Raw genomic sequence first — 23,903 nt, forward strand, 5'->3', positions numbered from 1 at the left:
CGTTAGGGAAGGTCTGAAGTAGCCCTGTATTTCCGGTCGACTTCAGCCCTCGCTGCTTTTGAAAGCGGGCCGTCGATCAAAATCGACCAGGTAACCCGCTCAGTTCTCCGTTTTTGGCCGCCGCGAGCACCTCGCAGCAGCCATTTTCCGCATTACAGGCGTACCTCTCCTGCGGTAGTCAGCAAATGTCGGCGCGCCATCCATAGGTTTGACAGCGCGAACAGCGTCACCAGCTGAGCGGTGTTCTTGGCCAGGCCACGGAAGCGCACCTTCACGTAACCGAACTGGCGCTTGATCACTCGAAACGGGTGCTCGACCTTCGCTCGCACTTGTGCCTTGGCCTTCTCGATCTTGCGCTTGGCTTTGTACAGGGCGCTGCGTTTATCGAGCTTCTTGTAGGTGCTGCGGCGTGCTGCGACCTGCCAGATCACTTCGCGGCCAGCATGTTCGGGGCGCTTTTCGACGCCGGTGTAGCCGGCATCGGCGCAGACGACGTTCTCTTCACCATGCAGTAGTTTGTCGACCTGGGTGACATCCGCCACGTTTGCCGCCGTGCCGACCACGCTGTGCACCAGCCCCGACTCGTCATCCACACCGATGTGGGCCTTCATGCCGAAGTAGTACTGGTTGCCCTTCTTGGTCTGGTGCATCTCCGGATCGCGCTTGCTGTCCTGGTTCTTGGTCGAGCTGGGCGCGTGGATCAGTGTGGCGTCGACGATAGTGCCCTGGCGCAGCGACAGGCCGCGATCCCCCAGGTAGCCATTGATTACGCCGAGGATGCCGGCCGCCAGCTCATGTTTCTCCAGCAAGCGACGGAAGTTGAGGATGGTGGTTTCGTCGGGAATGCGCTCCAGGCTCAGCCCGGCGAACTGACGCAGGATGGTCGTCTCGTAGAGCGCTTCTTCCATGGCCGGGTCGCTGTAGCCGAACCAGTTCTGCATCAGATGGATACGTAACATGGCCATCAGCGGATAGGCTGGACGACCACCTTCACCCTTTGGGTAGTGTGGCTCGATCAGGGCAATCAATCCCTTCCACGGCACCACCTGATCCATCTCGATCAGGAACAATTCCTTACGGGTCTGCTTGCGCTTGCCGGCGTACTCGGCGTCGGCGAAGGTCATCTGCTTCATGGAAAAACTCGGCTGGCGGGATCGGCGTATTTCACCAGATTCGGGAAGTCTTTTTCAGACCTTCCTTAGCTTTGCTTGGAACCTTGATTTCCAATAGTGCAATGGCTCTCGCTGAGCCAGTTCCACCGAAGCCAGCCACGGAGGCCACCAAGGCTGCCAATGCTGCTGTGCTCAAGGATCTTCCCTTTAGCGACAAATCCGATTTCGAGGATGCTCAGCGTGGCTTTATCGCCAAGCCTGACACCCTGACCATCACGAGTGCCTCAGGTACCCCGGTGTGGGACCTGGAGAGCTACAAGCAATACATCAGCCTGGACAAGGAGTCACCGGACACCATCAACCCCAGCCTGTACCGCAACGCGCAACTGAGCATGCAGTATGGTTTGTTCAAGGTGACCGACCGCATCTATCAGGTACGTGGCTACGATCTGTCCAACATCACCTTCGTTCAGGGCGATACCGGCTGGATCGTTTTCGATCCGTTGATCTCGACCGAAACCGCCAAGGCCGCCTACGACCTGGTTACCGCCAATCTCGGCGAGCGTCCGGTTGTGGCGCTGGTCTATAGCCACTCACATATCGACCACTACGGCGGCGGGCGCGGCCTGGGCAGCGATGAAGACTTTGCTTCCGGCAAGATCAAGGTATTCGCCCCGGAAGGCTTCAGCGAGCACGCCATCAGCGAGAACGTGATCGCCGGTAACGCCATGAGCCGCCGTGCCATCTACATGTATGGTGCGATGCTGCCGCGCAATGCACAGGGCGGTGTCAACGGTGGCCTCGGTCAGACCACCTCCACCGGCACCACTACCCTGGTTTTGCCGAGCGACTTCATCACCAAAACCGGTGAAGTCGTAACAGTGGACGGTGTCGAGATGGAGTTCCAGATGACGCCGGGCACCGAGGCCCCGGCCGAAATGAATACCTACTTCCCGCAGTTCAAGGCCATGTGGATGGCCGAGAACACCACCAACACCATGCACAACATCCTGACCCTGCGCGGTGCACAGGTGCGCGATGCGTTGAAGTGGTCGAGCTTCCTCAACGAAACCATCGACCGCTACGGCGACAAGGTTGAAGTCAAGTTCCAGAGTCACCACTGGCCGCAGTGGGGCCAGGCCAAGATCAACGACTACTGGAAGAAACAACGCGACATGTACAAGTACACCCACGACCAGTCAGTGAACCTGATGAACAAGGGGTACAACGGCGAAGAAATCTCGGAGATGATCAAGTTGCCGCCTGAGCTGGACCAGTTCTGGCCCAACCGTGGCTACTACGGCACTCTGCGCCACAACTCTCGTGCGGTCTACCAGCGCTACATGGGTTGGTACAACGGCAACCCCTCTGATCTCAACAACCTGCCACCGGAAGACGCGGCGAAGAAATATGTCGCCTACATGGGGGGTGAAGAGGCCGTACTGAAGCTGGCCAAGGCCGACTTTGACAAGGGTGAGTACCGTTGGGTGGCCGAAGTGCTCAAGCACGTGGTCTTCGCCAATCCGAAAAGCTCCGTTGGCAAGGGCCTCCTGGCGGATACCTACGAGCAGCTGGGCTACCAGGCCGAAAGCGGTCCGTGGCGCGGTGTTTACCTGCAGGGCGCGTATGAGCTGCGCAATGGCGTGCCAAGTGCGGGCGGTATCAACACTGCCGGGCCGGACGTAATCAAGGCCATGCCGCCGGAAATGCTCTTCGACTACCTGTCCGTACGCCTCAACGGCCCGAAAGCGGCAGGCAAGAAGATCTTCCTCAACATCGACTTCACCGACCTGAAAAAAGAGTACGGCTTGTCTGTGGAGAACGCAGTACTTAACTACGGCAAGCCGCTGGAGAAGCCGGATGTGACCCTGACCTTGTCCAAGGCCACACTCGATGCCATTCAGCTGAAGCAAACCACCCTGGAAGACGCCATCACCAAAGGCAATCTCAAGGTTGATGGCAAGCGCGAGGCGCTGACCGAGTTCCTCGGTCTGCTCGACACCTTCCCGTTCTGGTTCAACATCGTTACGCCATGAAACAGTCGTTGCTGAAGGCTGCTGGGCTTGCGCTGCTAGTCAGTAGCGCAAGCCCGATGGCTACCGCCTGTGGTTATGACAATCCGTTGGCTGATTTCGCGCCGGCTCACCCTGAGTCGTTGGGGGTGGCGCTAGCAATCTATGATGCCTATGAAAGTAAGCAGTTGCGTAGGCCAGCCCCTTTACCCGGTGGGTTTGGCATGCGCCGTGCACTCAACATCATAGACAAGCTGGAGGCTTCCCTTGGGCCGGATAGCGGTAGCGGAGGGTTCTATCTGCTGATGGTCGAGTCTGGGCTGTGGACGTCCTATCAAACTGTCGATGGCACGTGGGTCGCGACCGCACATGTGGCTGAACCAGCAGTCGGTGAGCCGGTAGTGATTACTGGTGAAGGGGTGCTCATAGCGTTGCAGGGCGGCAAGCTCAACTTCAACCAGGCTATGGAATCCGGCCTACTGCGGGTCGAAGCTTCGACATTGGAAAGTACCGGTATCAAGCAGTCTTGGCAGCAGGCGGCGTTCTCGGTGGCGCAAGCCAACTGAGATAGACGGTTCGCCTGATGCTCCCTGACTAGCCCGGCCCCAGGCCAAGCCACGCATGAGTGATTGAGCAATCATCGTGGCCTGGTTTGGGTTTTCCGTTATTCAGCGACCTTGCGGTGGGGCGTCATTGAGTCGCCCGATTGAGGGGCCTGGGGTGTCCCGGTGTTTCGCTGCCTGAGCTATCAGGTGGTCGACTGGGGGCTGCTGGCTGAATTAGAAGCGGGGCGGAGAAGGGCGGTCGGCAGCACACTGTGTGTGCGGCATGCCGCCTATCATCCCCACTTCAATCTGGCTGGTGGCTTTTTGCCCGGTCGAAGCACCGTTAATCAGCCGGCTGTTCAGCTGCTTCAGCTGCTGTGACGGCAGGCGCTTTTGTCTTGGCCTCGGCGCGTCGTGCTTGCGCATGCTGACGTTTGGCCTGCTGCTTGGCGTGCAATGCCTGTGCGGCAGTCACCGAACCGGCGGTTTGGCCGTTCAGGTCCAGTCGTGGCGCATTTTCGGTCATGCTTGACCAGTAACGGCTGCCCCGACACCAGGTTGCGAGTCCCTGCTTGAGTTGTTCGCGAGTAATGCCAAGCAGCTCCAAGTGTTGCTCGGCATCCTGAAGGATGCCTTCCTTAAGCGGAACCTTGGGCGCCGGGTTAACCGGGAACGCCAGGGGGAAGTGCTTCTGCAGGCGCCAGATCGCCTCCACGGCAGGGTCTTGCTCGCGGGGTTTTTCTTGCCGTGAGGGCGCTTTTTTACGCGGCTTCTGTTCAGCTTGCACCTGCTGTTTTTCGGCGCGCAGGCGGTCACGTAGCTCAGCTAATTGTTCAAAACCCATCGTTCAGTTCGCCAGCTCTTGGTTGATTCGGTGCACGATTATTCCATGCCGTCTATGCAACAGGCTAACCAGCTTTCCAATCGTTGCTGCTACATGCTGGTTAGCGTGTTGGTTGCATCAGTATCTTGGATCTTGCCGAGAGGTGACCCCCTGGATTGATCCAGCAAGGGTGAGCCACTGACACAGCGCTGACCCGCAGGGCGGTGAGGCTACGCCAGGTTCGTCTGGTCTTTATGCCTGCGGCGATATGGCAAGCATTTATCTGTCCCCCCGCAGCGGCACTGCCTGGGTTACCGGGTGCTTGCCTGTCACTTCCTTAGGGCAGCGTGCTCGACATCCGTATTTCTCTGTCCCCACTGATCAGGCAGTTGCGGCCCTGCTGCTTACCGGTATAAAGACGGCTATCGGCGCAGCGGTAGAGCTCGTCCGGGGTTCTCCCGTCGCTCGGCCACTGGGCCAGGCCGAAGGTGGCCGACAGCTCGATCCGCTGGCCGCGATAGTCCAGTGGGTGCTGGCTGATCAGTGCGCGTAACGACTCCACCAGCGGCTTGGCGCTGTCCAGGTCGGTACTGCGCAAGAGCAGGCCGAACTCTTCGCCACCAAGCCGACCGAGGCTGTCGGTGACGCGCAGGCGCTCCAGCAGCAGATCACAGATATGCCGCAGGGCATGGTCGCCGGCATCGTGGCCCCAGCGATCGTTGACCTGCTTGAAGTGGTCGATGTCCATCAGGACGAGCACCAGCGGGCTGTCGCTGCGCTGGGCTTCCTGCAGGCCTCGTATCAGCTCCTGCTTGAAGTGACCTCGGCTGGCGGTGCCGGTCAGCGGATCGGTTTGTGCCTGGTGTTGCAGCTGCGAGTAGGTAATGGCACGGCGGGTTTCGTAGAGGTGCACAAAGACCATGATCAGCGCGCCGCAGAGAATCGCGTTACCGGCGTCGATCAACTCGTGGGCGTTTTGCGGCAGCGGGAAACGCCAGTAGTACAGCAGCAGGGCGCCACCCATGTAGGGCCAGGCCAGTTGCAGTCCGCGGCGTTTGCCCAGCAGCAGGTAGGAGAGCAAGGGGATCAGGTAGGTCCAGACGAAGGCGCTGGCCGAAGCATCCGGCATCAGGGTGATGTAGACCAGGAAGGCGCAAGTCGGAATCAGGTACAGGTAGATCCACAGTTCCAGATTCCTGGTGTGGTAGATCCAGCGAGATGCGCCCAGCAGCCCTGCGCAGACCAGGAGTTCGATGCAGGCGAACAGGCTGTTGCCGGCACTGAACTGCAGCAGGGAAAAGCCACCGATGGTCAGCCCGGTGGACGCGAAGATAAGGCTGACCAGCGAACGCCGGGCGCTGTCCTCCAGGCCGGTCTGGCGCGTATCGCTTTGAGGGCTGTGACGGTGCGGGTACATGGCCTTTCCCATGGGCTGCAAGCACTGGCGCCTTGCTACCCGTTCGATGGTAGACGATTGAGTCTGATCGGGTGGACAAAAAAGACCGACCGCCAGTCGCCATTCGAGAGGCTGCAAGCTAGTCGGGGCGCGCCGAGGTGCGAGCCGCCCTACAGTGGTTCGACTCGCAGGATTACGCCATCCTGCCCGGTCACGCGCACTTCGTGCCCGGCAGGCAGGTCGGGACCACTGACCAGCCACAGGCTGTCGCCGGCTCTGATCTTGCCACGCCCGCCAGCGATGGCCTCGTGCAGCACGAAGCTGCGGCCGATCAGTTCGCTGCCGCGATTGTTCAGTCCGGGCACGTCGGAAAGCTTGCCGGCGCTGCGCTGGCGCTGCCACCAGACCACCGCGGTGAGTACCGAAAGCACGGCGAAGACCAGGAACTGCCAGGTCCAGGGCAGCTCCGGGAACAGGTAGGTGAGCACGCCGACACCGGCGGCGGCCATGCCGATCCACAGCAGGTAGCCACCGGCGCCGAACACTTCGAGGATCAGCAGAACGGCAGCGAAGGCCAGCCAGTCCCAGAACGACAGGTGCTGCAGGTAGTCGATCATTTTGCCGTGCCATCCTTGTCGAACGTCGAGCGAACGATCTCGCCGATGCCACCGACCGCGCCGATTACCTGGCTGGCCTCCAGCGGCATCAGGATTACCTTGCTATTGTCGGCCGCGGCCAACTGGCCCAGGGCGTCGATGTATTTCTGCGCGACGAAATAGTTGACCGCCTGCACGTTGCCGCTGGCGATCGCCTCGGAGACCATGCGCGTGGCTTCGGCCTCCGCCTGAGCGGCCCGCTCGCGGGCCTCGGCTTCGAGGAAGGCGGCCTGGCGTTCGCCTTCGGCTTCGAGAATCTGTGCTTGTTTCTTGCCCTCGGCGGTAAGGATGGCGGCCTGGCGCATGCCTTCGGCCTCGAGGATCTGCGCGCGCTTGATGCGCTCGGCCTTCATCTGCCCGGACATGGCCGCCATCAGGTCTTCGGGCGGGCTGATGTCCTTGATCTCGATGCGGGTGATCTTGATGCCCCAGGGCGCGGTGGCTTCATCCACGGTGCGCAGCAGGCGCTCGTTGATCGCGTCGCGCTGGCCGAGCATGGCGTCCAGCTCCATGGAGCCGAGCACGGTACGGATATTGGTCATCACCAGGTTGCGGATGGCGTGTTCGAGGTTGTTCACCTCGTAGGCGGCCTGCGCCGAGTTGATGATCTGGAAGAAGCAGATCGCATCGATCTGCACCGTGGCGTTGTCGGCGGTGATGACTTCCTGCGGCGGGATGTCGAGCACGTTCTCCATCACGTTGAGCTTGCGACCGATGCGGTCCATCACCGGCACGATGATGTTTAGTCCCGGTTTGAGCGTGGTGGTATAGCGGCCGAAGCGCTCTACCGTCCACTGGTAACCCTGCGGCACCACCTTGAAACCCATGAACACGATGGCCACGGCCAGGCCGACGAAAACAAAGATAAAACCACCTATTTCCATGTCACTGCTTCCTGTGTGTATGCGGCCGGGTCTTGGCCGGCGATGTGGCGAGCGGATGGCGCGGCCAGTGCGGCGATCAGCGCCGGGTCGCGGTTGTAGATGTCCGGCAGGTAGCGCAGCGCGCCACTGGCGTCGGCCTCTACCGTCCAGTAGGCGATCAGCAGGGGGGCTGCGGTGCTCAGGCGGTAGCTTTGGGTCTTGCCGTTGGCCAGGCGCGACTGCACGGCTGTCAGCTCCTCAGGTGGCAGCAGCCAGGCTAGCAGGTTGTCCACTGCCTCGACCCGTACGCAGCCGGAGCTGAAGAAGCGCGGGGATTTGTCGAAGAGCGCCTGGCTGGGGGTGTCGTGCAGGTACACCGAGAAGGGGTTGTCGAAACGCAGCGCCACGCGCCCCAGCGGGTTGCGGCTGCCGGCAGCCTGGCGCAGCAGGATCGCGCCCGGGCTGTTCCAGTCGACCTGTTCGGGATCAAGGCGGTTACCGCTGCGGTCGTACACGCTCATCTCGTGCTGGTCGAGGTAGCTCAGATCGGCACGGATCGCCGGCAGCTTGTCTTCGCGCAGGATGGTCGGCGGCACAGTCCAGGTCGGATTGAGTGTCAGGCGCACGATGCGCGAGGCCAGCAAGGGGGTGGCGCGCTCCGGGCGACCGACCTGGGTGCGAGTGCGCCAGAGTTCGCTGCCGTTCTCGATCACGTGCAGCTCGGCGGCGGCCACGTTGATCACCACCTTGGCCTGGCTCAGGTCGTCGGCCATGCGGCGCAGGCGTTCTAGGTTGGCGCGCAGCTGCCCGCGGCGGGTCAGGGCATCGACATTCAGCTCGTTCAGGCTGGCCGGGCCGAGGATGCCGTCCGGTTTCAGGCCGTGGCGCTCCTGGAAGCTCTGCAGGGCTGTCACGCTGGCGGGGTCGAAGTGCGTGCCCTCGGCCAGCGGTGCAGCCAGGTAACCTTCGGCGGCCAGGCGCGCGCGCAGCAGCGGCATGCGTCCATCGTTGCCGCCGGGCTTCAGCAACGGCCCGGCGGGTAGTGGTTGCCAGTGCCCGGCAGGCTGCAGACGCGCTACGGCGTAAGCGCTACGCAGCAGCCTGTATTGCGCCAGCTGTGGCCGCGCGGCGGCGAAGGCGCTGGCGATGTCGGAGGTGGCGCTGGCAATCGACAGCACGGCCAGGCGCGGGTCGGCACGTGGTTCTTCGGGAGCATGCCAGATGGTTTCCTGGCGCGAGGCCGGCAGGCGCCCGCCGCGCAAGTGCAGCAGGGCCTGCAGGTAGCTGTTACTGGCCTGCAGCTCGGCGCAGTCGTCATCGCCATCGCGCAGGGGATAGTCGGCTGGGTCGAGGCCGTCGTCGGCCAATTGTTGCAGTTGTTCGCGCAGGTGCTGCCGCTGGTCGTGATCACGCCAGGCCGGGCGGCCTTCGCGCAGTCGGTAGAAGTCGTTGAGCAGCAGCTTGGTGGAATCGTCTAGGCTGCTTTCTAGAGGCGCGCAGAGTGGCGCAGGCGCCGCCTGTAGGGGGAGCTGGCCGACCGGTACCTCTATGGCGTGGGCGACCAGCGGTAAGGTGAGCAAGACTATGCTCGGGTAGGATGCACGTTTTTTGAACAACATACTGCTCCAATCCATGGCTCAGTGCGCACGCGAAGGCGGCGCCACAACACCAATAAGTATAGGTGGGTCGAAGTTGGATTTGAGGGCCTGTCGTCGCAGCCTCTGCGCACCGACAGCGGTCTTCGTGACAGGACGTCCGGAGCACATGCTTTTAAAGGTAGTAAACGCATGTTCCGACGCTTGAGCCTGCTCTGTCTGGCAGGGCTGTGGCTGTGTGCCACGCCGCTGATGGCGGCATCTTCGAAGAATGATGCGCTGGTCAAGGATCTTTCCCGCGTCGCCTCCGGGCTCAATCCGCAGGCCTTGCGCGATGCCGTGGCGGCGATGCAATGCGCGGTCAATCACGGCGCGGAGCCCGCGCGTCGCCTGGCGGTGATCGACTATTCCCTGCCGTCCACGGCGCGCCGTCTGTGGATCTTCGACCTGCACAGCAAGCGCCTGCTGCTGCGCGATTATGTGGCTCATGGCCGTCTGTCGGGCGAGAACATCGCCAACAGCTTCTCCAACCGCCTGGGCAGCTACCAGACCAGCCTCGGCCTGTTCCGCACCGCCGAAAGTTATCGTGGCAAGCACGGCTACTCCCTGCGCATGGACGGTCTGGAACCGGGTATCAACGACCTGGCCCGCGAGCGCGCCATCGTCATCCATGGTGCGGCCTATGTGAACCCCGCACTGGTGCGCAAGCAGGGCCGCATCGGCCGCAGCCTGGGTTGCCCGGCGGTACGTCCGGAAGTGGCGCGGATGGTGGTGGACAAGCTCAAGGGCGGCCAGTTTCTCCTGGCCTGGCACTCCGACCCGCGCTGGCTGAAGCGCTCGGCACTGCTGGCCTGCAGGACGTCGCCGAAGACCCTGCAGCTGGCGAAGCAATAGCGCCTACTTTTGCTCGCTCTGCGGGGTGACCCGTAGTACTTCCTCAAGGGTGGTCATACCGGCGGCGATCTTCTGCGCGCCGGACAGGCGCAGGCTGCGCATGCCGTCCTTGAAGGCTGCGCGGCGCAGCGCGACGAGGTCGGTGTCGGCGGTGATCAGCGGCTTGATGTTGTCGTTCAGCAGCATGATCTCGTAAACCCCGGCACGGCCGCGGTAGCCGGTGTCGCGGCACTCCAGGCAGCCCACCGCGCGGTGCGCCTGGGTCGGCAGGGGTGAACTCCAGGGCCGGGTCAGGCTTTGCCAGTCGCTCTCGCTCAGCTCTACCGGCGCCTTGCAGTGCGGGCACAGGGTGCGTACCAGGCGCTGGGCCATCACCCCGAGGATGGTGGCTTTGAGCAGGTAGTGCGGCACGCCCAGTTCGAGCAGGCGGGTAATGGCGCTGGGCGCATCGTTGGTGTGCAGGGTGGAGAGCACCAGGTGGCCGGTCAGTGCTGCCTGGATCGCCATCTCGGCGGTTTCCAGGTCGCGGATCTCGCCGACCATGATGATGTCCGGGTCCTGGCGCATCAGCGCGCGCACGCCGGCGGCGAAGTTGAGGTCGATGTTGTGCTGCACCTGCATCTGGTTGAAGGCCGGTTCGATCATCTCGATCGGGTCTTCGATGGTGCAGACATTCACTTCCTCGGTCGCCAGCTGCTTGAGCGTGGTGTACAGGGTGGTGGTCTTGCCCGAGCCGGTGGGGCCGGTGACCAGGATGATGCCGTTGGGCTGGCCGGTCATGCTCTCCCAGCGGCGCAGGTCGTCCGGCGAGAAGCCCAGCTGGTCGGGGTTCTTCAGCAGCACCTCGGGGTCGAAGATACGCATCACCATCTTCTCGCCGAAGGCGGTGGGCAGGGTCGACAGGCGCAGTTCCACCTCGCCGCCATCCGGGGTCTTGGTCTTGATCCTGCCGTCCTGCGGCTTGCGCTTTTCGGCGATGTTCATCCGCCCGAGGTTCTTCAGGCGGCTGACCACTGCCATGGTCACCTGGATCGGGAACTGATAGACGTTGTGCAGCACACCGTCGATGCGAAAGCGCACGGTGCCGATTTCACGCCGTGGCTCGATGTGGATGTCGCTGGCGCGTTGCTGGTAGGCGTACTGGAACAGCCAGTCGACGATGTTGACGATGTGCGCGTCGTTGGCGTCCGGCTCCTGGTCGCTGGCGCCCAGGCTGAGCAGCTGCTCGAAGTTGCCCACGTTGCTGGTTTTGATGTCCTGGGCATTGGCGCCGCTGACCGAGCGCGCCAGGCGATAGAACTCGGTGGTAAAGCGCTGCAGGTCAACCGGGTTGACCACCACGCGCTTGATCGGCCGCTTCAGGACATGAATCAGGTTGGCTTCCCAGCTGTGCACGTAGGGCTGGGCGCTGGCGATGGTCACCGCCTCGCTGTCCACGGCCACGGCGAGAATCTTGTGGCGCTGGGCAAAGGCGTAGGACATCAGCGGCGTGACCGCCGCCACGTCGATCTTCAGTGGGTCGATGCGCAGGTAGGGCTGGCCGGACTGGTTGGCTAGCCACACGGTCAGGCCTTCCAGGTCGATCTTCTTGCCGGGGCGCTGCAGGTCGTCCAGTTGCTGCGCAGCGAGGAACTCCAGCGGGTGCATCTGCGCGTTGCCGGAGGCGCGGCGCAGCACCATGCACTGTTCGGCGTTCTCCTGGGAGACTCGGCCCTGAGCGACCAGGTCGCGGAGGATATCGTTGAGATCGAGCCAGCGATCCTGGGCGGGCGAGGCGAGAACGGACATGGAGCTCCCTTTGTGTGGATGGCGGGGTGAGCAGCTTATTTCAGCAGCAGCTTCCAAGGTTTGAGCGTGGCCACAGTATGGGCCTGTGCCACGCGGGCGGCCAACACCTCGGCATCCAGCGGTTGCTGGGCCAGCTCGTGCAGTTTGCCCATCTCGCCATATAGGCGGTCGACTTCCGGTACCTCCAGCACCTGGCGGGCCAGGCGCAGCCAGACCTGGATGCGTTCGATACGCGGCAGCTGCTCGGCCAGGTCTTCCGGTTGCTGCTGGTAGCGCTTGAGCTGCAGCGCGGCGCCTTCTTCGGCGAGCAGATGCGGCAGCCAGTTACCGAGCACCGCTGCACCCTGGCGATTGCCGCGCGCGTTGCGCTCGACCGTCCAGCTGCGATTGAGCAGCCAGCGCGACAGACTGAGCGAGAACAGGCCCCAGCGATTGCCCTGCAGCTCGGCGGCGAACAGCGCGGGCGCGTTCTGCCGCAGTTCGTCATTGTCCTGGCCGGCCAGCAGGCGAGGGCGCCAGTCGTTCAGCAGGGCATCCAGCGTCTCGCGCAGGTCATGGCTGCTGGCGCGCGGCGCCGCCTGGCCCAGGCTGCCGAGCAGGGCGCGCAGCTCGATCAGTCGGTCCAGCCACTGGCTGAGCAGTTTCCAGTGGCCGCTCCAGCGGTACTGTTCGGCCAGGCGCTGGCTGCTGCCGAGCAGGTGCCAGGCGAGGGCGGCGAAGACGTCATCCAGGCTCTGTTCGGCACTCAACTCGGGCGCCGGTAGGGCCAGGCTGTAGCTGGCGGAGTCGAACAGGCGATAGCCGCGCTCGGCCTTGCTGATGTCGCAGGGCATCAGCGGCAGGTCGGCGGCCAGCTCGCAGGCCAGCTCCAGCAGGGCGGCCGGCTGGCCTTCGCGCAGCTCCAGTTCCAGCTCGCAGATTTCCTCTTCGCCTTCGCCGGCGACCACCTTGCCCAGGTCGAGGGCAGCCTCGATCACGGTCTTGGCCTTGCCGCGGCCCCAGGCGATTTCCGCCTTCTCACGGACGAAGTCGGTGGTGAACAGGGGCTTGAGCTGTTTCTTGTCCAGCTCGGCCAGGCTGGCCGGCCAGCAGTCGTCGGTGAGTTTCTTGGTGTCCAGCTTGGCCTTGCTCAGGTGCCAGTCCCACTCGTTGCGTTCCGACAGCCCGGCCACACTCTGGCCACGGCTCTTCAGCGTCTGGATCACCTGCTCGCCGTCGCGGCGCAGGCGCAGGGCCACGCGGGCCTGGGCCAGGTCACGGTCGAGGGTGTCGAAATATTGATTGAACAGCGGGTGGGACGACCAGCCGGACTTGTTGCGCTTCTTTAGAAGCGGGTGTTCACGCAGCGCCGCCAGGGTTTCGCGGCTGACGCGCAGTTTGATTTCGGTTTCTTTGTTCATGGCAGCGCCTATCATGAAATTGTTGCAGTCCGATGTGTCGCATTGGCCGGCGAGCAAAGCCCACCTATAATTGCCGCCTTTTCCAACAGGGGCCTCCCTAAATGCCAACCAATCCCTTCGTCAGCCTGTTCGGTCGTTCGCCGATTGGCCCCATGCAGCAGCACATCGCCAAGGCGCATGAGTGTGCCGCCAACCTGGTGCCGTTCTTCGAGGCGGTTATGGCTCAGGACTGGGCTGAAGTCGCCCGCGTGCAACAGGAAATGGTGCGTCTGGAGAAGGAAGCCGACAAGCTCAAGAAGAGCGTGCGTCTGAACCTGCCGAAGAGCCTGTTCCTGCCGGTGCCGCGCTCGGACTTGCTGGAGCTGCTCAGTGTACAGGACAAAGTAGCCAATAAAGCCAAGGACATTGCAGGGCTGATGCTGGGCCGCGAAATGGCCATCCCGGCCGAGCTGCAGCCGCTGATCCGCGCCTTCGTGCAGCGCACCGTCGACGCCAGTGCCCAGGCACTGCGGGCGATGAACGAGCTGGATGAATTGCTGGAAACCGGTTTCGGTGGCCGTGAGGCCAAGCTGGTAGAAAACCTGGTAGAGGAGCTGGACGGTATCGAGGATGACACCGACCGTCTGCAGATCGAGGTGCGTCGCACCCTGTTCAAGCTGGAGAAGGATTTGCCTCCGGTGGACGTGATGTTCCTCTACCAGATCATCGACTGGGTCGGTGATGTCGCCGACCGTGCCCAACGTGTGGGCAACCGTCTGGAACAACTGCTGGCGCGTTAAGCGCCAGTGTCCTTCTGGGATAACAGGTAAAACTCTCTATGTCTCTTATTGCGGATTACGGCTTCGTACTCCTGGTACTCGCCTGCCTGTTCGGCTTCTTCATGGCCTGGGGTGTCGGCGCCAACGATGTGGCCAACGCCATGGGCACCTCGGTCGGCTCGCGTGCCCTGACCATCAAACAGGCGATCTTCATCGCCATGGTCTTCGAGTTCTGTGGCGCCTACCTGGCCGGCGGCGAGGTCACCGAGACCATCAAGAACGGCATCGTTGATGCCGAGCTGATCAGTCCCGATCTCATGGTCTTGGGCATGATGTCGGCGTTACTGGCGGCCGGCTCCTGGCTGCTGATCGCCTCGATGAAAGGCTGGCCGGTCTCCACCACCCACTCCATCGTTGGCGCGGTGATCGGCTTCGCCGCTGTCGGTGTTTCGACCGATGCCGTGCACTGGGAGTCGGTCGGCCCGATCGTCGCCAGCTGGGTGATTACCCCGTTCCTCTCCGGTCTGGTCGCCTTTGGCCTGTTCATGAGCGTGCAGGCGTTGATCATCAACACCGACAATCCGTTCAAGAACGCCAAGCGCTTCGTGCCGCTGTACATGTTCCTCACCGGTTTCATGGTGTCGATCATGACCCTGTCCAAGGGCCTCAAGCACATCGGTCTGAACCTCTCCAGCAATGAGAGTCTGTTGCTGTCGGTGGGTGTTGGCACCCTGGTGATGCTGCTGGGCATCGCCCTTCTCAGTCGCATCAAAATCGACGAGGAAGCCGACAAGGCCTTCCACTTTGCCAGCGTCGAGCGCGTGTTCGCCGTATTGATGATTTTCACTGCCTGCTCCATGGCTTTCGCTCACGGTGCCAACGACGTGGCCAACGCGGTCGGTCCGCTGGCCGCCATCGTCGGTGTGATCGAGTCCGGCGGCGCTGCTTCGGTTGCCGCCAAGTCCGCTGTGCCGGGTTGGGTGCTGCTGCTTGGCGCGGTCGGTATCGTCATCGGCCTGGCTACCTACGGCTACAAGGTGATCGCCACCATCGGCAAGGAAATCACCGAGCTGACCCCCAGCCGTGGTTTCGCCGCCGAGCTGGCGACGGCCTCCACCGTGGTTGGTGCCTCGGCTGTCGGCCTACCGGTCTCTACCACCCACACGTTGGTCGGCGCCGTGCTGGGCATCGGCATCGCACGTGGTATCGGCGCACTGAATCTCGGCGTGATCGGCTCCATCTTCATGTCCTGGATCGTCACCCTGCCGGTCGGTGCCGGCCTGTCGATCCTGTTCTTCTTCATCCTGCGCGGCGTGTTCCTCTAACCGGCGGTTTATTCCTCGGTAACGATGCCCCTATGATGGGGCATCGTCCGTGGAGACCGCCGATGCCGCTTCCCTCGCTCAAGGATCAACTCGCCGCGCTGATTGCCGCGCCTTCGGTGAGCTGCACCCAGTCGCACTGGGATCAATCCAATCGCGCCGTCATCGACCTGCTGGCCAGCTGGCTGGCCGAGCTGGGTTTTGCCTGCGAAATCCAGGACGTGGCGCCAGGCAAGGCCAATCTGCTGGCCACCTATGGCAGTGGCCCCGGCGGCCTGATACTGGCTGGTCATAGCGATACCGTACCTTTCGATGCCGAGCTGTGGCAGAGCGACCCGCTCAAGCTCAATGAGCAGGGCGACCGTTGGCTGGGGCTGGGCGTGTGCGACATGAAGGGCTTCTTTCCGCTCATCATCGAAGCCGTGCGTGAGCTGCTCGATCAGCCCTTCAAGCAGCCGCTGCTGGTGTTGGCGACTTGCGACGAGGAAAGCTCGATGTCCGGTGCTCGTGCCCTGGCCGAGGCCGGCAGGCCGCTGGCGCGCGCGGCGGTGATCGGTGAGCCGACGGGCCTGAAGCCGATTCGCCTGCACAAAGGCATCATGATGGAGCGCATCGATATCCTCGGGCAGAGCGGGCACAGCTCCGATCCCGGCCTGGGGCGCAGCGCCCTGGAGGCCATGCAGGACGTCCTCGGCGAGCTGCGCGTGCTGCGCAGCCAGTGGCAGCGCGAGTTCAACAATCCGCAGTTCACGGTGCCGACGCCGACGCTGAACCTCGGTTGCATTCACGGCGGCGACAACCCCAACCGTATCTGCGGCCAGTGCGCCCTGGAGTTCGACCTGCGCCCGCTGCCGGGCATGGACCCGCAACAGCTGCGCGCGGCGATAAACGCCAAGCTGCGGCCAGTGGCCGAGCGCCATCAGGTACGTATCGATTACGCGCCGCTGTTCGCCAGCGTGCCGCCTTTCGAGCAAAGCGCCGACAGCGAGCTGGTGCGGCTGGCCGAACGGCTCACCGGGCATGCGGCGCAATCGGTGGCATTTGCCACCGAAGCGCCTTATCTTCAGCAGCTCGGCTGCGAAACCATCGTCCTCGGTCCCGGCGACATCGCCTGTGCCCATCAGCCGAATGAATTTCTCGAGCTGGCGCGTATCGAACCCACTGTGCAGCTGCTGCGCCAGCTGATTCAGCACTACTGCCTGTAAACCCGCCCTGTCATGAAGGAGCACCTGATGTTGCGACGAAGCTAGGCCGACCCTCTTCCCCCGCGGAAGCCAATCACCCTTCGTCTTTTGCTCGACAGGCTTGTACATGCACGACTACGTCAACTGGCTGCGCCACGCTTCCCCCTATATCAACGCCCACCGGGACTGCACCTTCGTGGTGATGCTGCCCGGCGAGGGCGTGGAACATCCGAATTTCGGCAATATCGTTCACGACCTGGTGCTGCTGCACAGCCTCGGCGTGCGTCTGGTGCTGGTGCATGGTTCGCGCCCGCAGATCGAGGCGCGTCTGGCCGAGCGTGGCCTGACCCCGCGCTATCACAAGGATCTGCGCATCACCGATGGCCCGACCCTGGACTGCGTGATCGATGCCGTGGGCAGCCTGCGTATCGCCATCGAGGCGCGCCTGTCGATGGACATGGCCGCCTCGCCGATGCAGGGCTCGCGCTTGCGCGTGTCCGGCGGCAACTTCGTCACCGCGCGGCCGATCGGCGTGCTTGACGGTATCGACTATCACCACACTGGCGAGGTGCGCCGGGTCGATCGCAAGGGCATCGGTCGCCTGCTTGACGAACGCAGCATCGTGCTGCTCTCGGCGCTGGGTTACTCGCCCACCGGCGAGATCTTCAACCTGGCCTGCGAGGACGTCGCCACCCGCGCGGCCATCGACCTGCAGGCCGACAAGCTGCTGCTGTTCAGCCCCGAGCGCGGCCTGCTCGACGAGCAGGGCAAGCTGGTGCGTGAGCTACGCCCGCAGCAGGTGCCGGCGCACCTGGCACGCCTCGGCAGCTGCTACCAGGCCGAGCTGCTCGACGCTGCGGCCCAGGCTTGTCGGGCCGGGGTCAAGCGCAGTCATATCGTCAGCTACATGGACAACGGCGCGCTGCTGACCGAGCTGTTCACCCGTGACGGCGGCGGCACCCTGGTCGACCAGGAGCAGTTCGAGTCGCTGCGCGAGGCGACGATCGAGGATGTCGGGGGGCTGATCGAGCTGATCACCCCGCTGGAGGATCAGGGCATCCTGGTGCGTCGCTCGCGCGAGGTGCTGGAGCGCGAGATCGAGCAGTTCAGCATCGTTGAGCGCGACGGTCTGATCATCGCCTGCGCTGCGCTGTATCGCCTGGCCGATTCCGATGCCGGCGAGCTGGCCTGCCTGGCGGTCAACCCGGAATACCGCCATGGCGGCCGCGGTGACGAGTTGCTGGAGCGTATCGAAGAGCGCGCCCGGGAGCAGGGGCTGAAGACCCTGTATGTACTCACCACGCGCACTGCCCACTGGTTCCAGGAGCGCGGCTTCGAACCCAGCGCGGTGGAGCGTCTGCCGGCCTCGCGGGCTTCGCTGTACAACTACCAGCGCAATTCAAAGATTTTCGAGAAAACGTTGTAGCTCGCTGGGGGCGCACAAACTCGGTTCAGGTGGTGGCCACAATATGTGGGTGTTGTCGTCCTGTGCTGCTCAATCGCAACTGGACGTCGGCACCATGCCGCGTGCCCGTGGGCAGGAAGGGTGTAGGTTGGGTTGAGGCGAAGCGCCGAAGCCCAACGCAGGGGCTTCCTCCTCACTCCGCTGTTGGGCTTCGCTGCGCTCAACCTGCGCGGCCCGACCCAACCTACGCCCTACGGCTCTGACCGTGAGTGCGGGCTGGCGGATGAAGGCAGTTGCACCCACGTTGCGCTTCGGGCTAGTCATGAAAAGGGCCGCATCTGCGGCCCTTTGTATTTGGCGTGGATTAGGCGCTGCGCCGCTGGTGCAGTTTGAACTGCTCGTTGCCATCGTCCCAGCCCGCTTCCCAGGCGGCGGCCAGCACCTCGGCAGAGTGCGGCTGCTGGTGCAGTGGCTGGCCGGTGAGGCCGGCCATGTAGCCCTGCTGGTAGGCCTTGGCCAGGCTGTCCAGGCTCCAGTCGTGGTTGTCGGTGTCAGGCGTCATGGCGGCGGGTCGGTGCGGATTTCCTCCACAGGCTAGCCGCTGTCGGCGGATCTGGCTGACCGCTGGTCAGGGCCGAACGGTCGAAGTGGCGGAATTGTGACGGACTGCCGCTGTTACGCCGGGCCCGTCACCCAGGTGCCTGATTTCAAACGTCAATATTGAGGATGCTGGCCTGGTAGGCGGCGACAAAGGCATCGAAGTCACCGCTTTCCGCCTGCTCCAGTTCGGTTTGATCGTTCAGCGAGGTGCGGGCCATGGCGTCGAAGTGCGCCTGCTCTGCTGCGCTCAGTGGCTGGGCGCGGAAAGTGGCAGCATGGGCCTTGCTTTGGCGCAGGGCAAAGTCACGGAAGCTTTCCCCGGTAGTGTTCAGCTCGGCCAGCACGCGCGCAGAAGGGGTCAGGTTGACGTCCTCGACCTTGCGTCGCTGCAGGTGCAGAGCCGTCTGGTAGGCGTCGCCGCCATGGGCCTGGTCGAGCAGGGCGGCGATAGGCGCGAAAGCGTCCAGCAACTCGCCGGCCCAGGTGCGCAGCTCCACCGATTGGCCGTCACGTTGCAGGTGCAGGCCGGGACGGCGGCCTTCCTTGACCGTCTTGAGGAAGTTGTCGGTGCAGGCGTGGCACTCGTCATTGGCCAGCAGCGGGCTGGCCTGCAGGGCGCAGTACAGGATGAATGCGTCGAGGAAGCGCGCCTGATCGAGATCAAGGCCCAGTGGCAGGTAGGGGTTGATGTCCAGGCAGCGCACTTCCACGTATTGCACGCCACGGCTGCTCAGGGCCTGGATGGGGCGCTCACCGGAACGGGTGACGCGTTTCGGGCGGATGCTCGAGTAGTACTCGTTCTCGATCTGGATGATGTTGGTATTGAGTTGCAGCCACTGACCGTCGGCGTCCTTGGTGCCGATCTCGGCATAGGGCGCATAGGGCGTGGCGACGGCTGAACGCAGGCTGTCGATGTAGCTGGCCAGGTCGTTGTAGCAGGGCGTCAGCCCGGACTGGGCGCTGCTCTGGTAGCCCAGGTCGCTCATGCGCAGGCTGGTGGCGTATGGCAGGTAGAGGGTATCGGCGTCGAGCTGCTGCAGGTGGTGCGGGCGGCCGCGCAGGAAGCTGGCGTCCAGCGCCGGCGAGGCGCCGAACAGGTACATCAGCAGCCAGCTGTAGCGACGGAAGTTGCGGATCAGCGAGATATAGGCGGCCGACTGGTAGTCCTGGAGGCTGCCGGCTTCACCGTCGAGCTGCTGCAACAGCGGCCAGAGTGCCTCGGGCAGGCTGAAGTTGTAGTGGATGCCGGCGATGCACTGCATGGTCTTGCCATAGCGCAGGGCCAGGCCCTGGCGGTACACGTACTTCAGACGGCCGATATTGGAGTTGCCGTAGCGGGCGATGGGGATATCCGCTTCGTCCGGCAGCTGGCCGGGCATCGACGGGCTCCACAGGTATTCGCCGTGCAGCTGGCTGGCGGCGAAGCGGTGGATGCGTTCCAGGTCGGCCAGGGTGGCGGCCGGATCGGCTTCGGCCGGGGTGATGAACTCCAGCAGGGCCTCGGAATAATCGGTGGTGATTTGCCCGTGGGTCAGGGCCGAGCCCAGTGCGCGCGGGTGTTCGCTCTGCGCCAGCTCGCCCTGTTCGGTCACGCGCAGGGTCTCGCGCTCGATACCGTGCAGGCACTGGGTCAGCAGGGGCAGGTGGACAGTGTCGCCGAGCAAGGCCAGGCGGCGGGAAAGGAGATCGCTCAAAGTTCGGGTTCCTTCACTCGACGGTCGCCCCTATATGGGGACGCTGACTCGACTCTGCAAGTCGCTCCGCAGGAAGGCGAGCATGCGCCGAGCAGGGCGCTCGGCGCAATGCCGGGGCGCGACGCTTATTTGCAGATAAAGGTGGCCTGGGCGCTGGCCACCAGCTTGTCGCCCTGGCTGGCGCGCGCTTCGATCACATGCACCTTGCGCCCGGCGTTGATGACCTTGGCAAGGCACACCACCTCGCCCTCCTCGACGGCGCGGATGTAGTTGATCTTGCATTCCAGGGTCATGCTGCCGGCCTCGCCGCCGAACAGGCTGTGGCTGGCCTGGCCGAGGGCGGTGTCGATCAGCGAAAACAGCGCGCCGCCGTGCATGCGCCCGTGCAGATTGAGCATCTGCTCCTGCATGCTCATGCGCAGTTCGGCCTCACCATTTTCGGCGCGCAGGATGCGGATGCCGAGCAGGCGGCTGAAGTTGCTGTCCTTGCCCACCGGGGACTGGTCGCTCATGGCTTATTTCCTCAGCTGCTTGGCGTTGGCGAACAGCGAGGCCATGGCCGCGTTGGTCGGCGCCGGCTTGTCCTGGCTGGAGTGGCGCTCGCTGCGCGGCGCATTGCCGGCGCGGCCCTGGCCATTGCCGCGGCCGCCACGCGGGCCATCGACCTTCTCGCCAGGGGTATCGCTCATGCGCATGGACAGGCCGACGCGGTTGCGCGGGATGTCCACTTCCATGACTTTCACTTTGACGATATCGCCGGCCTTGACCACCTCGTACGGGTCCTTGACGAACTTTTCCGACAGCGCGCTGATGTGCACCAGGCCGTCCTGGTGCACGCCGATGTCGACGAAGGCGCCGAAGTTGGTGACGTTGGTCACCACGCCTTCCAGCACCATGCCCGGCTGCAGGTCCTTGAGGCTCTCGACGCCATCCTGGAACTCGGCGGTCTTGAACTCCGGGCGCGGGTCGCGGCCGGGCTTGTCCAGTTCCTTGAGGATGTCGGTGACGGTCGGCAGGCCGAAGCTCTCGTCAGTGAAACGCTTGGGATCGAGGCTGCGCAGGAAGCTGGAGTCGCCGATCAGCGAGCGGATGTCGCGGCCGGTGTCCCGGGCGATGCGCTGCACCAGCGGGTAGGTTTCCGGGTGCACGGCGGAGGCGTCCAGCGGGTTGTCACCGTTCATCACGCGGAGGAAGCCGGCGGCCTGCTCGAAGGTCTTGTCGCCCAGGCGCGGCACCTTCTTCAGCTCGCTGCGGCTCTTGAACGCGCCGTTGGCGTCGCGGAACTGCACGATGTTGTTGGCCAGGGTGCTGTTGAGGCCGGAGATGCGCGCCAGCAGGGCGGCGGAAGCGGTATTCACATCCACGCCGACGGCGTTCACGCAGTCCTCGACCACCGCGTCCAGTGAGCGCGCCAGCTTGAGCTGCGACACGTCGTGCTGGTACTGGCCGACGCCGATGGATTTCGGGTCGATCTTCACCAGCTCGGCCAGCGGGTCCTGCAGGCGGCGGGCGATGCTTACTGCGCCGCGCAGCGACACGTCCATGTCCGGGAATTCGCGGGCGGCCAGCTCGGACGCCGAGTACACCGAGGCGCCGGCCTCGGACACCATCACCTTGGTCAGCTTGAGGCCCGGTACGGCCTTGATCAGGTCGGCGGCCAGCTTGTCGGTCTCGCGGCTGGCGGTGCCGTTGCCGATCGAGATCAGGTCCACCGCGTGCTTGGCGCACAGCCTGGCGAGGATGGCCAGGGTGCCGTCCCAGTCGTTGCGCGGCGCGTGCGGGTAGACGGTGGTGGTTTCCAGCACCTTGCCGGTGGCGTCGACCACGGCCACCTTGCAGCCGGTGCGCAGGCCCGGGTCAAGCGCCAGGGTGGCGCGCGGACCGGCCGGAGCGGCCAGCAGCAGGTCGTGCAGGTTGCGGGCGAACACGGTGATCGCCTCGTCCTCGGCCTTCTCGCGCAGCTCGCCGAGCAGGTCGGTTTCCAGGTGGGTGTAGAGCTTGACCTTCCAGGTCCAGCGCACCACTTCGCCCAGCCACTTGTCGGCGGCGCGGCCGCGCTGCGCGATGCCGAAGCGCTCGGCGATCATCAGCTCGCACGGGTGCAGGGTGCCGGGCGTTTCGTCGCCGACCTTGAGGCTGGCGCCGAGGATGCCCTCGTTACGGCCGCGGAAGATCGCCAGGGCGCGGTGCGAGGGCACGCTTATCAGCGGCTCGTCATGTTCGAAGTAGTCGCTGAACTTGGCGCCTTCGGCCTCTTTGCCGGCGACCACGCGGGCGCTGAGGGTGGCCTCGTTCTTCAGGAAGGAGCGCAGTTTGTCGAGCAGACTGGCGTCTTCGGCGAAGCGCTCCATGAGGATGTACTTGGCGCCTTCCAGCACGGCCTTGATATCGGCGAAGCCCTTCTCTGCATCGATGAAGCGCTCGGCCTCGTTTTCCGGATTCAGCTCGGGGTTGCCGAACAGCGCGTCGGCCAGCTCGCCGAGGCCGGCTTCCAGGGCGATCTGGCCCTTGGTGCGGCGCTTCTGCTTGTATGGCAGGTAGAGGTCTTCGAGGCGGGTCTTGGTGTCGGCCTCGTTGATCTCACGGGTGAGTTCCGGGGTCAGCTTGCCCTGTTCCTCGATGCTGGCGAGGATCGCCGCGCGGCGCTCGTCCAGTTCGCGCAGGTAGCGCAGGCGCTCTTCCAGGTGACGCAGCTGGGTATCGTCCAGGCTGCCGGTGACTTCCTTACGGTAGCGGGCGATGAAGGGCACGGTGGAACCTTCGTCGAGCAGGGCCACGGCGGCGGCGACCTGTTGCGGGAGGACGCCGAGTTCGGCGGCGATACGCTTGTTGATGCTATCCATGAACACTACCTGCAGCGGAACGGGAGTCGGCAGGGCCGACGCGAAAGCGCCGCATTATAAACAGCGCTTTTCCTGGCGGGCGGGAACTCCATCGGGAAAAATCTGCTAACAATGGCTGGCACGGCAGTACGCGGCCTTCGGCCATAATGCCGCCACTCAACTAAGGGGAAGATGCATGAGCACTGCAGCTGCGCCGGAAGGCGAAAAAATCCTGATCGTCGACGATGACCCTGGTCTGCGCCGTCTGCTGGAGCGCTTCCTCAGCGAGCAGGGCTACCGCGTGCGTGCGGTGGAAAATGTCGAACAGATGGATCGCCTGCTGTCCCGTGAGCTGTTCCAGCTGCTGGTGCTGGATCTGATGCTGCCGGGCGAGGACGGCCTGTCCGCCTGCCGCCGCCTGCGCGAAGCGAACAACCAGATGCCGATCATCATGCTCACCGCCAAGGGCGACGAGGCCAGCCGTATTCAGGGCCTGGAAGGCGGCGCCGATGATTACCTGGCCAAGCCGTTCAACCCGCGCGAACTGCTGGCGCGGATCAAGGCCGTACTGCGTCGGCAGGCGCCGGTCGTGCCAGGCGCGCCGGGCAGCGAGGACGCCACCGTCAGTTTCGGTGACTACGAGCTGTCCCTGGCCACTCGCGAGCTGAAGAAGGGCGACGAGCTGCACATGCTGACCACCGGCGAGTTTGCCGTGCTCAAGGCGCTGGTCCAGCATGCCCGCGAGCCGCTGACCCGCGACAAGTTGATGAACCTGGCCCGCGGCCGTGAGTGGGATGCGCTGGAGCGCTCCATCGACGTGCAGATTTCCCGCCTGCGCCGGCTGATCGAGCCTGATCCGTCCAAGCCACGTTATATCCAGACCGTCTGGGGCGTGGGCTATGTCTTTGTGCCGGATGGCAACAAGTGATTCATAGGTTGGTGCTGAGCGACGCGAAGCCCAACATTCAATGCATGCAGCTTGAGCATTCGGTGTCGGGCTCCAGTGCTATGCGCCTCAGACCGACCTACCGCTG

The 23,903-nt window shown here is 63.8% G+C and carries 20 protein-coding genes; 8 read left to right on the forward strand and 12 right to left on the reverse strand.

From position 1 onward, the window contains the following. Nucleotides 1–152 precede the first annotated feature (152 nt). The gene (locus ACF8C6_RS05055) at nucleotides 153–1,133 is read right to left on the reverse strand and encodes an IS5-like element ISPa16 family transposase (RefSeq protein ID WP_023445617.1); all 981 of its coding nucleotides are present in this window, start codon (nucleotides 1,131–1,133) and stop codon (nucleotides 153–155) included. A gap of 167 nt (nucleotides 1,134–1,300) precedes the next feature. On the opposite strand from ACF8C6_RS05055, the gene ACF8C6_RS05060 reads away from it, so the two are divergent. Beyond that, entirely contained in the window at nucleotides 1,301–3,148 is a 1,848-nt protein-coding gene (locus ACF8C6_RS05060; protein WP_392498289.1) for an alkyl/aryl-sulfatase, read from the forward strand. Continuing rightward, entirely contained in the window at nucleotides 3,145–3,690 is a 546-nt protein-coding gene (locus ACF8C6_RS05065; protein WP_392498290.1) for a hypothetical protein, read from the forward strand. Before ACF8C6_RS05060 ends, ACF8C6_RS05065 begins: the two co-directional genes overlap by 4 nt. A gap of 322 nt (nucleotides 3,691–4,012) precedes the next feature. Here ACF8C6_RS05065 and ACF8C6_RS05070 read toward each other — a convergent pair whose 3' ends face one another. From ACF8C6_RS05070 to ACF8C6_RS05090, 5 genes are all read right to left on the reverse strand, one after another. After that, the gene (locus ACF8C6_RS05070) at nucleotides 4,013–4,513 is read right to left on the reverse strand and encodes a ProQ/FinO family protein (protein WP_392498291.1); all 501 of its coding nucleotides are present in this window, start codon (nucleotides 4,511–4,513) and stop codon (nucleotides 4,013–4,015) included. Nucleotides 4,514–4,829: 316 nt separating this feature from the next. Then, the gene (locus ACF8C6_RS05075; protein WP_392498292.1) at nucleotides 4,830–5,909 is read right to left on the reverse strand and encodes a GGDEF domain-containing protein; all 1,080 of its coding nucleotides are present in this window, start codon (nucleotides 5,907–5,909) and stop codon (nucleotides 4,830–4,832) included. Nucleotides 5,910–6,058: 149 nt separating this feature from the next. Further along, nucleotides 6,059–6,505 (reverse strand): NfeD family protein, encoded by a 447-nt coding sequence (locus ACF8C6_RS05080; protein WP_392498293.1) that lies wholly within the window; start codon nucleotides 6,503–6,505, stop codon nucleotides 6,059–6,061. Beyond that, on the reverse strand, nucleotides 6,502–7,428 hold the full coding sequence (locus ACF8C6_RS05085) for an SPFH domain-containing protein (protein WP_277688157.1): 927 nt from the start codon (nucleotides 7,426–7,428) through the stop codon (nucleotides 6,502–6,504). The genes ACF8C6_RS05080 and ACF8C6_RS05085 overlap by 4 nt, the downstream gene beginning before the upstream one ends. Further along, a complete protein-coding gene (locus ACF8C6_RS05090) occupies nucleotides 7,419–9,023 on the reverse strand; it encodes a murein L,D-transpeptidase (protein WP_392498345.1) in 1,605 nt (534 codons plus the stop codon). Before ACF8C6_RS05090 ends, ACF8C6_RS05085 begins: the two co-directional genes overlap by 10 nt. A 171-nt stretch (nucleotides 9,024–9,194) precedes the next feature. On the opposite strand from ACF8C6_RS05090, the gene ACF8C6_RS05095 reads away from it, so the two are divergent. Then, a complete protein-coding gene (locus ACF8C6_RS05095; RefSeq protein WP_392498294.1) occupies nucleotides 9,195–9,896 on the forward strand; it encodes a murein L,D-transpeptidase catalytic domain family protein in 702 nt (233 codons plus the stop codon). Nucleotides 9,897–9,899: 3 nt separating this feature from the next. On the opposite strand, the gene ACF8C6_RS05100 is transcribed toward ACF8C6_RS05095, so the two are convergent. Together ACF8C6_RS05100 and ACF8C6_RS05105 are read right to left on the reverse strand one after the other, a co-directional pair. Beyond that, complete coding sequence (locus ACF8C6_RS05100) at nucleotides 9,900–11,684, reverse strand: GspE/PulE family protein (protein ID WP_392498295.1); 1,785 nt, start codon at nucleotides 11,682–11,684, stop codon at nucleotides 9,900–9,902. 35 nt (nucleotides 11,685–11,719) lie between these two features. After that, nucleotides 11,720–13,084, reverse strand: coding sequence for an inorganic triphosphatase (locus ACF8C6_RS05105; RefSeq protein WP_392498296.1), 1,365 nt, complete (start codon nucleotides 13,082–13,084; stop codon nucleotides 11,720–11,722). 101 nt (nucleotides 13,085–13,185) lie between these two features. Here ACF8C6_RS05105 and ACF8C6_RS05110 point away from each other — a divergent pair, with 101 nt between their 5' ends. The 4 genes from ACF8C6_RS05110 to argA all read left to right on the forward strand — a co-directional run bounded on the left by ACF8C6_RS05110 (nucleotide 13,186) and on the right by argA (nucleotide 17,774). Then, nucleotides 13,186–13,863 carry a TIGR00153 family protein gene (locus ACF8C6_RS05110; protein ID WP_392498297.1) on the forward strand — a complete coding sequence of 226 codons (678 nt, stop codon included), beginning with the start codon at nucleotides 13,186–13,188 and terminating at the stop codon, nucleotides 13,861–13,863. 38 nt (nucleotides 13,864–13,901) lie between these two features. Continuing rightward, a complete protein-coding gene (locus tag ACF8C6_RS05115) occupies nucleotides 13,902–15,167 on the forward strand; it encodes an inorganic phosphate transporter (RefSeq protein ID WP_392498298.1) in 1,266 nt (421 codons plus the stop codon). A gap of 62 nt (nucleotides 15,168–15,229) precedes the next feature. After that, nucleotides 15,230–16,369, forward strand: a complete 1,140-nt coding sequence (gene argE, locus ACF8C6_RS05120; protein WP_392498299.1) for an acetylornithine deacetylase — start codon at nucleotides 15,230–15,232, stop codon at nucleotides 16,367–16,369. Nucleotides 16,370–16,475: 106 nt separating this feature from the next. Next, complete coding sequence (gene argA, locus ACF8C6_RS05125) at nucleotides 16,476–17,774, forward strand: amino-acid N-acetyltransferase (protein WP_392498300.1); 1,299 nt, start codon at nucleotides 16,476–16,478, stop codon at nucleotides 17,772–17,774. 343 nt (nucleotides 17,775–18,117) lie between these two features. Here argA and rmf read toward each other — a convergent pair whose 3' ends face one another. The 4 genes from rmf to ACF8C6_RS05145 form a co-directional block, all read right to left on the reverse strand. Continuing rightward, nucleotides 18,118–18,315, reverse strand: coding sequence for a ribosome modulation factor (gene rmf / locus ACF8C6_RS05130; RefSeq protein ID WP_277688165.1), 198 nt, complete (start codon nucleotides 18,313–18,315; stop codon nucleotides 18,118–18,120). 145 nt (nucleotides 18,316–18,460) lie between these two features. Beyond that, complete coding sequence (gene gshA / locus ACF8C6_RS05135) at nucleotides 18,461–20,047, reverse strand: glutamate--cysteine ligase (protein ID WP_392498301.1); 1,587 nt, start codon at nucleotides 20,045–20,047, stop codon at nucleotides 18,461–18,463. 125 nt (nucleotides 20,048–20,172) lie between these two features. Next, the gene (locus ACF8C6_RS05140; protein WP_392498302.1) at nucleotides 20,173–20,559 is read right to left on the reverse strand and encodes a PaaI family thioesterase; all 387 of its coding nucleotides are present in this window, start codon (nucleotides 20,557–20,559) and stop codon (nucleotides 20,173–20,175) included. A gap of 3 nt (nucleotides 20,560–20,562) precedes the next feature. Further along, nucleotides 20,563–22,890 carry a Tex family protein gene (locus tag ACF8C6_RS05145; RefSeq protein ID WP_392498303.1) on the reverse strand — a complete coding sequence of 776 codons (2,328 nt, stop codon included), beginning with the start codon at nucleotides 22,888–22,890 and terminating at the stop codon, nucleotides 20,563–20,565. A 175-nt stretch (nucleotides 22,891–23,065) separates the two neighbouring features. Between ACF8C6_RS05145 and ompR the strand changes: the two genes are divergently transcribed. Further along, nucleotides 23,066–23,797 carry a two-component system response regulator OmpR gene (ompR, locus tag ACF8C6_RS05150; protein ID WP_277688169.1) on the forward strand — a complete coding sequence of 244 codons (732 nt, stop codon included), beginning with the start codon at nucleotides 23,066–23,068 and terminating at the stop codon, nucleotides 23,795–23,797. Nucleotides 23,798–23,903: the final 106 nt, after the last annotated feature.

Source organism: Pseudomonas sp. zbq_18 (assembly GCF_043102245.1).
Classification (GTDB): Bacteria; Pseudomonadota; Gammaproteobacteria; order Pseudomonadales; family Pseudomonadaceae; genus Aquipseudomonas.

Excerpts from the sequence above, each read along its gene's own strand:
- ACF8C6_RS05055 (WP_023445617.1), bottom strand. The coding sequence starts at position 1,133 with ATGAAGCAGATGACCTTCGCCGACGCCGAGTACGCCGGCAAGCGCAAG.
- ACF8C6_RS05065 (WP_392498290.1), top strand. The coding sequence starts at position 3,145 with ATGAAACAGTCGTTGCTGAAGGCTGCTGGGCTTGCGCTGCTAGTCAGT.
- ACF8C6_RS05070 (WP_392498291.1), bottom strand. The coding sequence starts at position 4,513 with ATGGGTTTTGAACAATTAGCTGAGCTACGTGACCGCCTGCGCGCCGAA.
- ACF8C6_RS05075 (WP_392498292.1), bottom strand. The coding sequence starts at position 5,909 with ATGTACCCGCACCGTCACAGCCCTCAAAGCGATACGCGCCAGACCGGC.
- ACF8C6_RS05080 (WP_392498293.1), bottom strand. The coding sequence starts at position 6,505 with ATGATCGACTACCTGCAGCACCTGTCGTTCTGGGACTGGCTGGCCTTC.
- ACF8C6_RS05085 (WP_277688157.1), bottom strand. The coding sequence starts at position 7,428 with ATGGAAATAGGTGGTTTTATCTTTGTTTTCGTCGGCCTGGCCGTGGCC.
- ACF8C6_RS05095 (WP_392498294.1), top strand. The coding sequence starts at position 9,195 with ATGTTCCGACGCTTGAGCCTGCTCTGTCTGGCAGGGCTGTGGCTGTGT.
- ACF8C6_RS05100 (WP_392498295.1), bottom strand. The coding sequence starts at position 11,684 with ATGTCCGTTCTCGCCTCGCCCGCCCAGGATCGCTGGCTCGATCTCAAC.
- ACF8C6_RS05105 (WP_392498296.1), bottom strand. The coding sequence starts at position 13,084 with ATGAACAAAGAAACCGAAATCAAACTGCGCGTCAGCCGCGAAACCCTG.
- ACF8C6_RS05110 (WP_392498297.1), top strand. The coding sequence starts at position 13,186 with ATGCCAACCAATCCCTTCGTCAGCCTGTTCGGTCGTTCGCCGATTGGC.
- ACF8C6_RS05115 (WP_392498298.1), top strand. The coding sequence starts at position 13,902 with ATGTCTCTTATTGCGGATTACGGCTTCGTACTCCTGGTACTCGCCTGC.
- argE (WP_392498299.1), top strand. The coding sequence starts at position 15,230 with ATGCCGCTTCCCTCGCTCAAGGATCAACTCGCCGCGCTGATTGCCGCG.
- argA (WP_392498300.1), top strand. The coding sequence starts at position 16,476 with ATGCACGACTACGTCAACTGGCTGCGCCACGCTTCCCCCTATATCAAC.
- rmf (WP_277688165.1), bottom strand. The coding sequence starts at position 18,315 with ATGACGCCTGACACCGACAACCACGACTGGAGCCTGGACAGCCTGGCC.
- ACF8C6_RS05140 (WP_392498302.1), bottom strand. The coding sequence starts at position 20,559 with ATGAGCGACCAGTCCCCGGTGGGCAAGGACAGCAACTTCAGCCGCCTG.
- ACF8C6_RS05145 (WP_392498303.1), bottom strand. The coding sequence starts at position 22,890 with ATGGATAGCATCAACAAGCGTATCGCCGCCGAACTCGGCGTCCTCCCG.
- ompR (WP_277688169.1), top strand. The coding sequence starts at position 23,066 with ATGAGCACTGCAGCTGCGCCGGAAGGCGAAAAAATCCTGATCGTCGAC.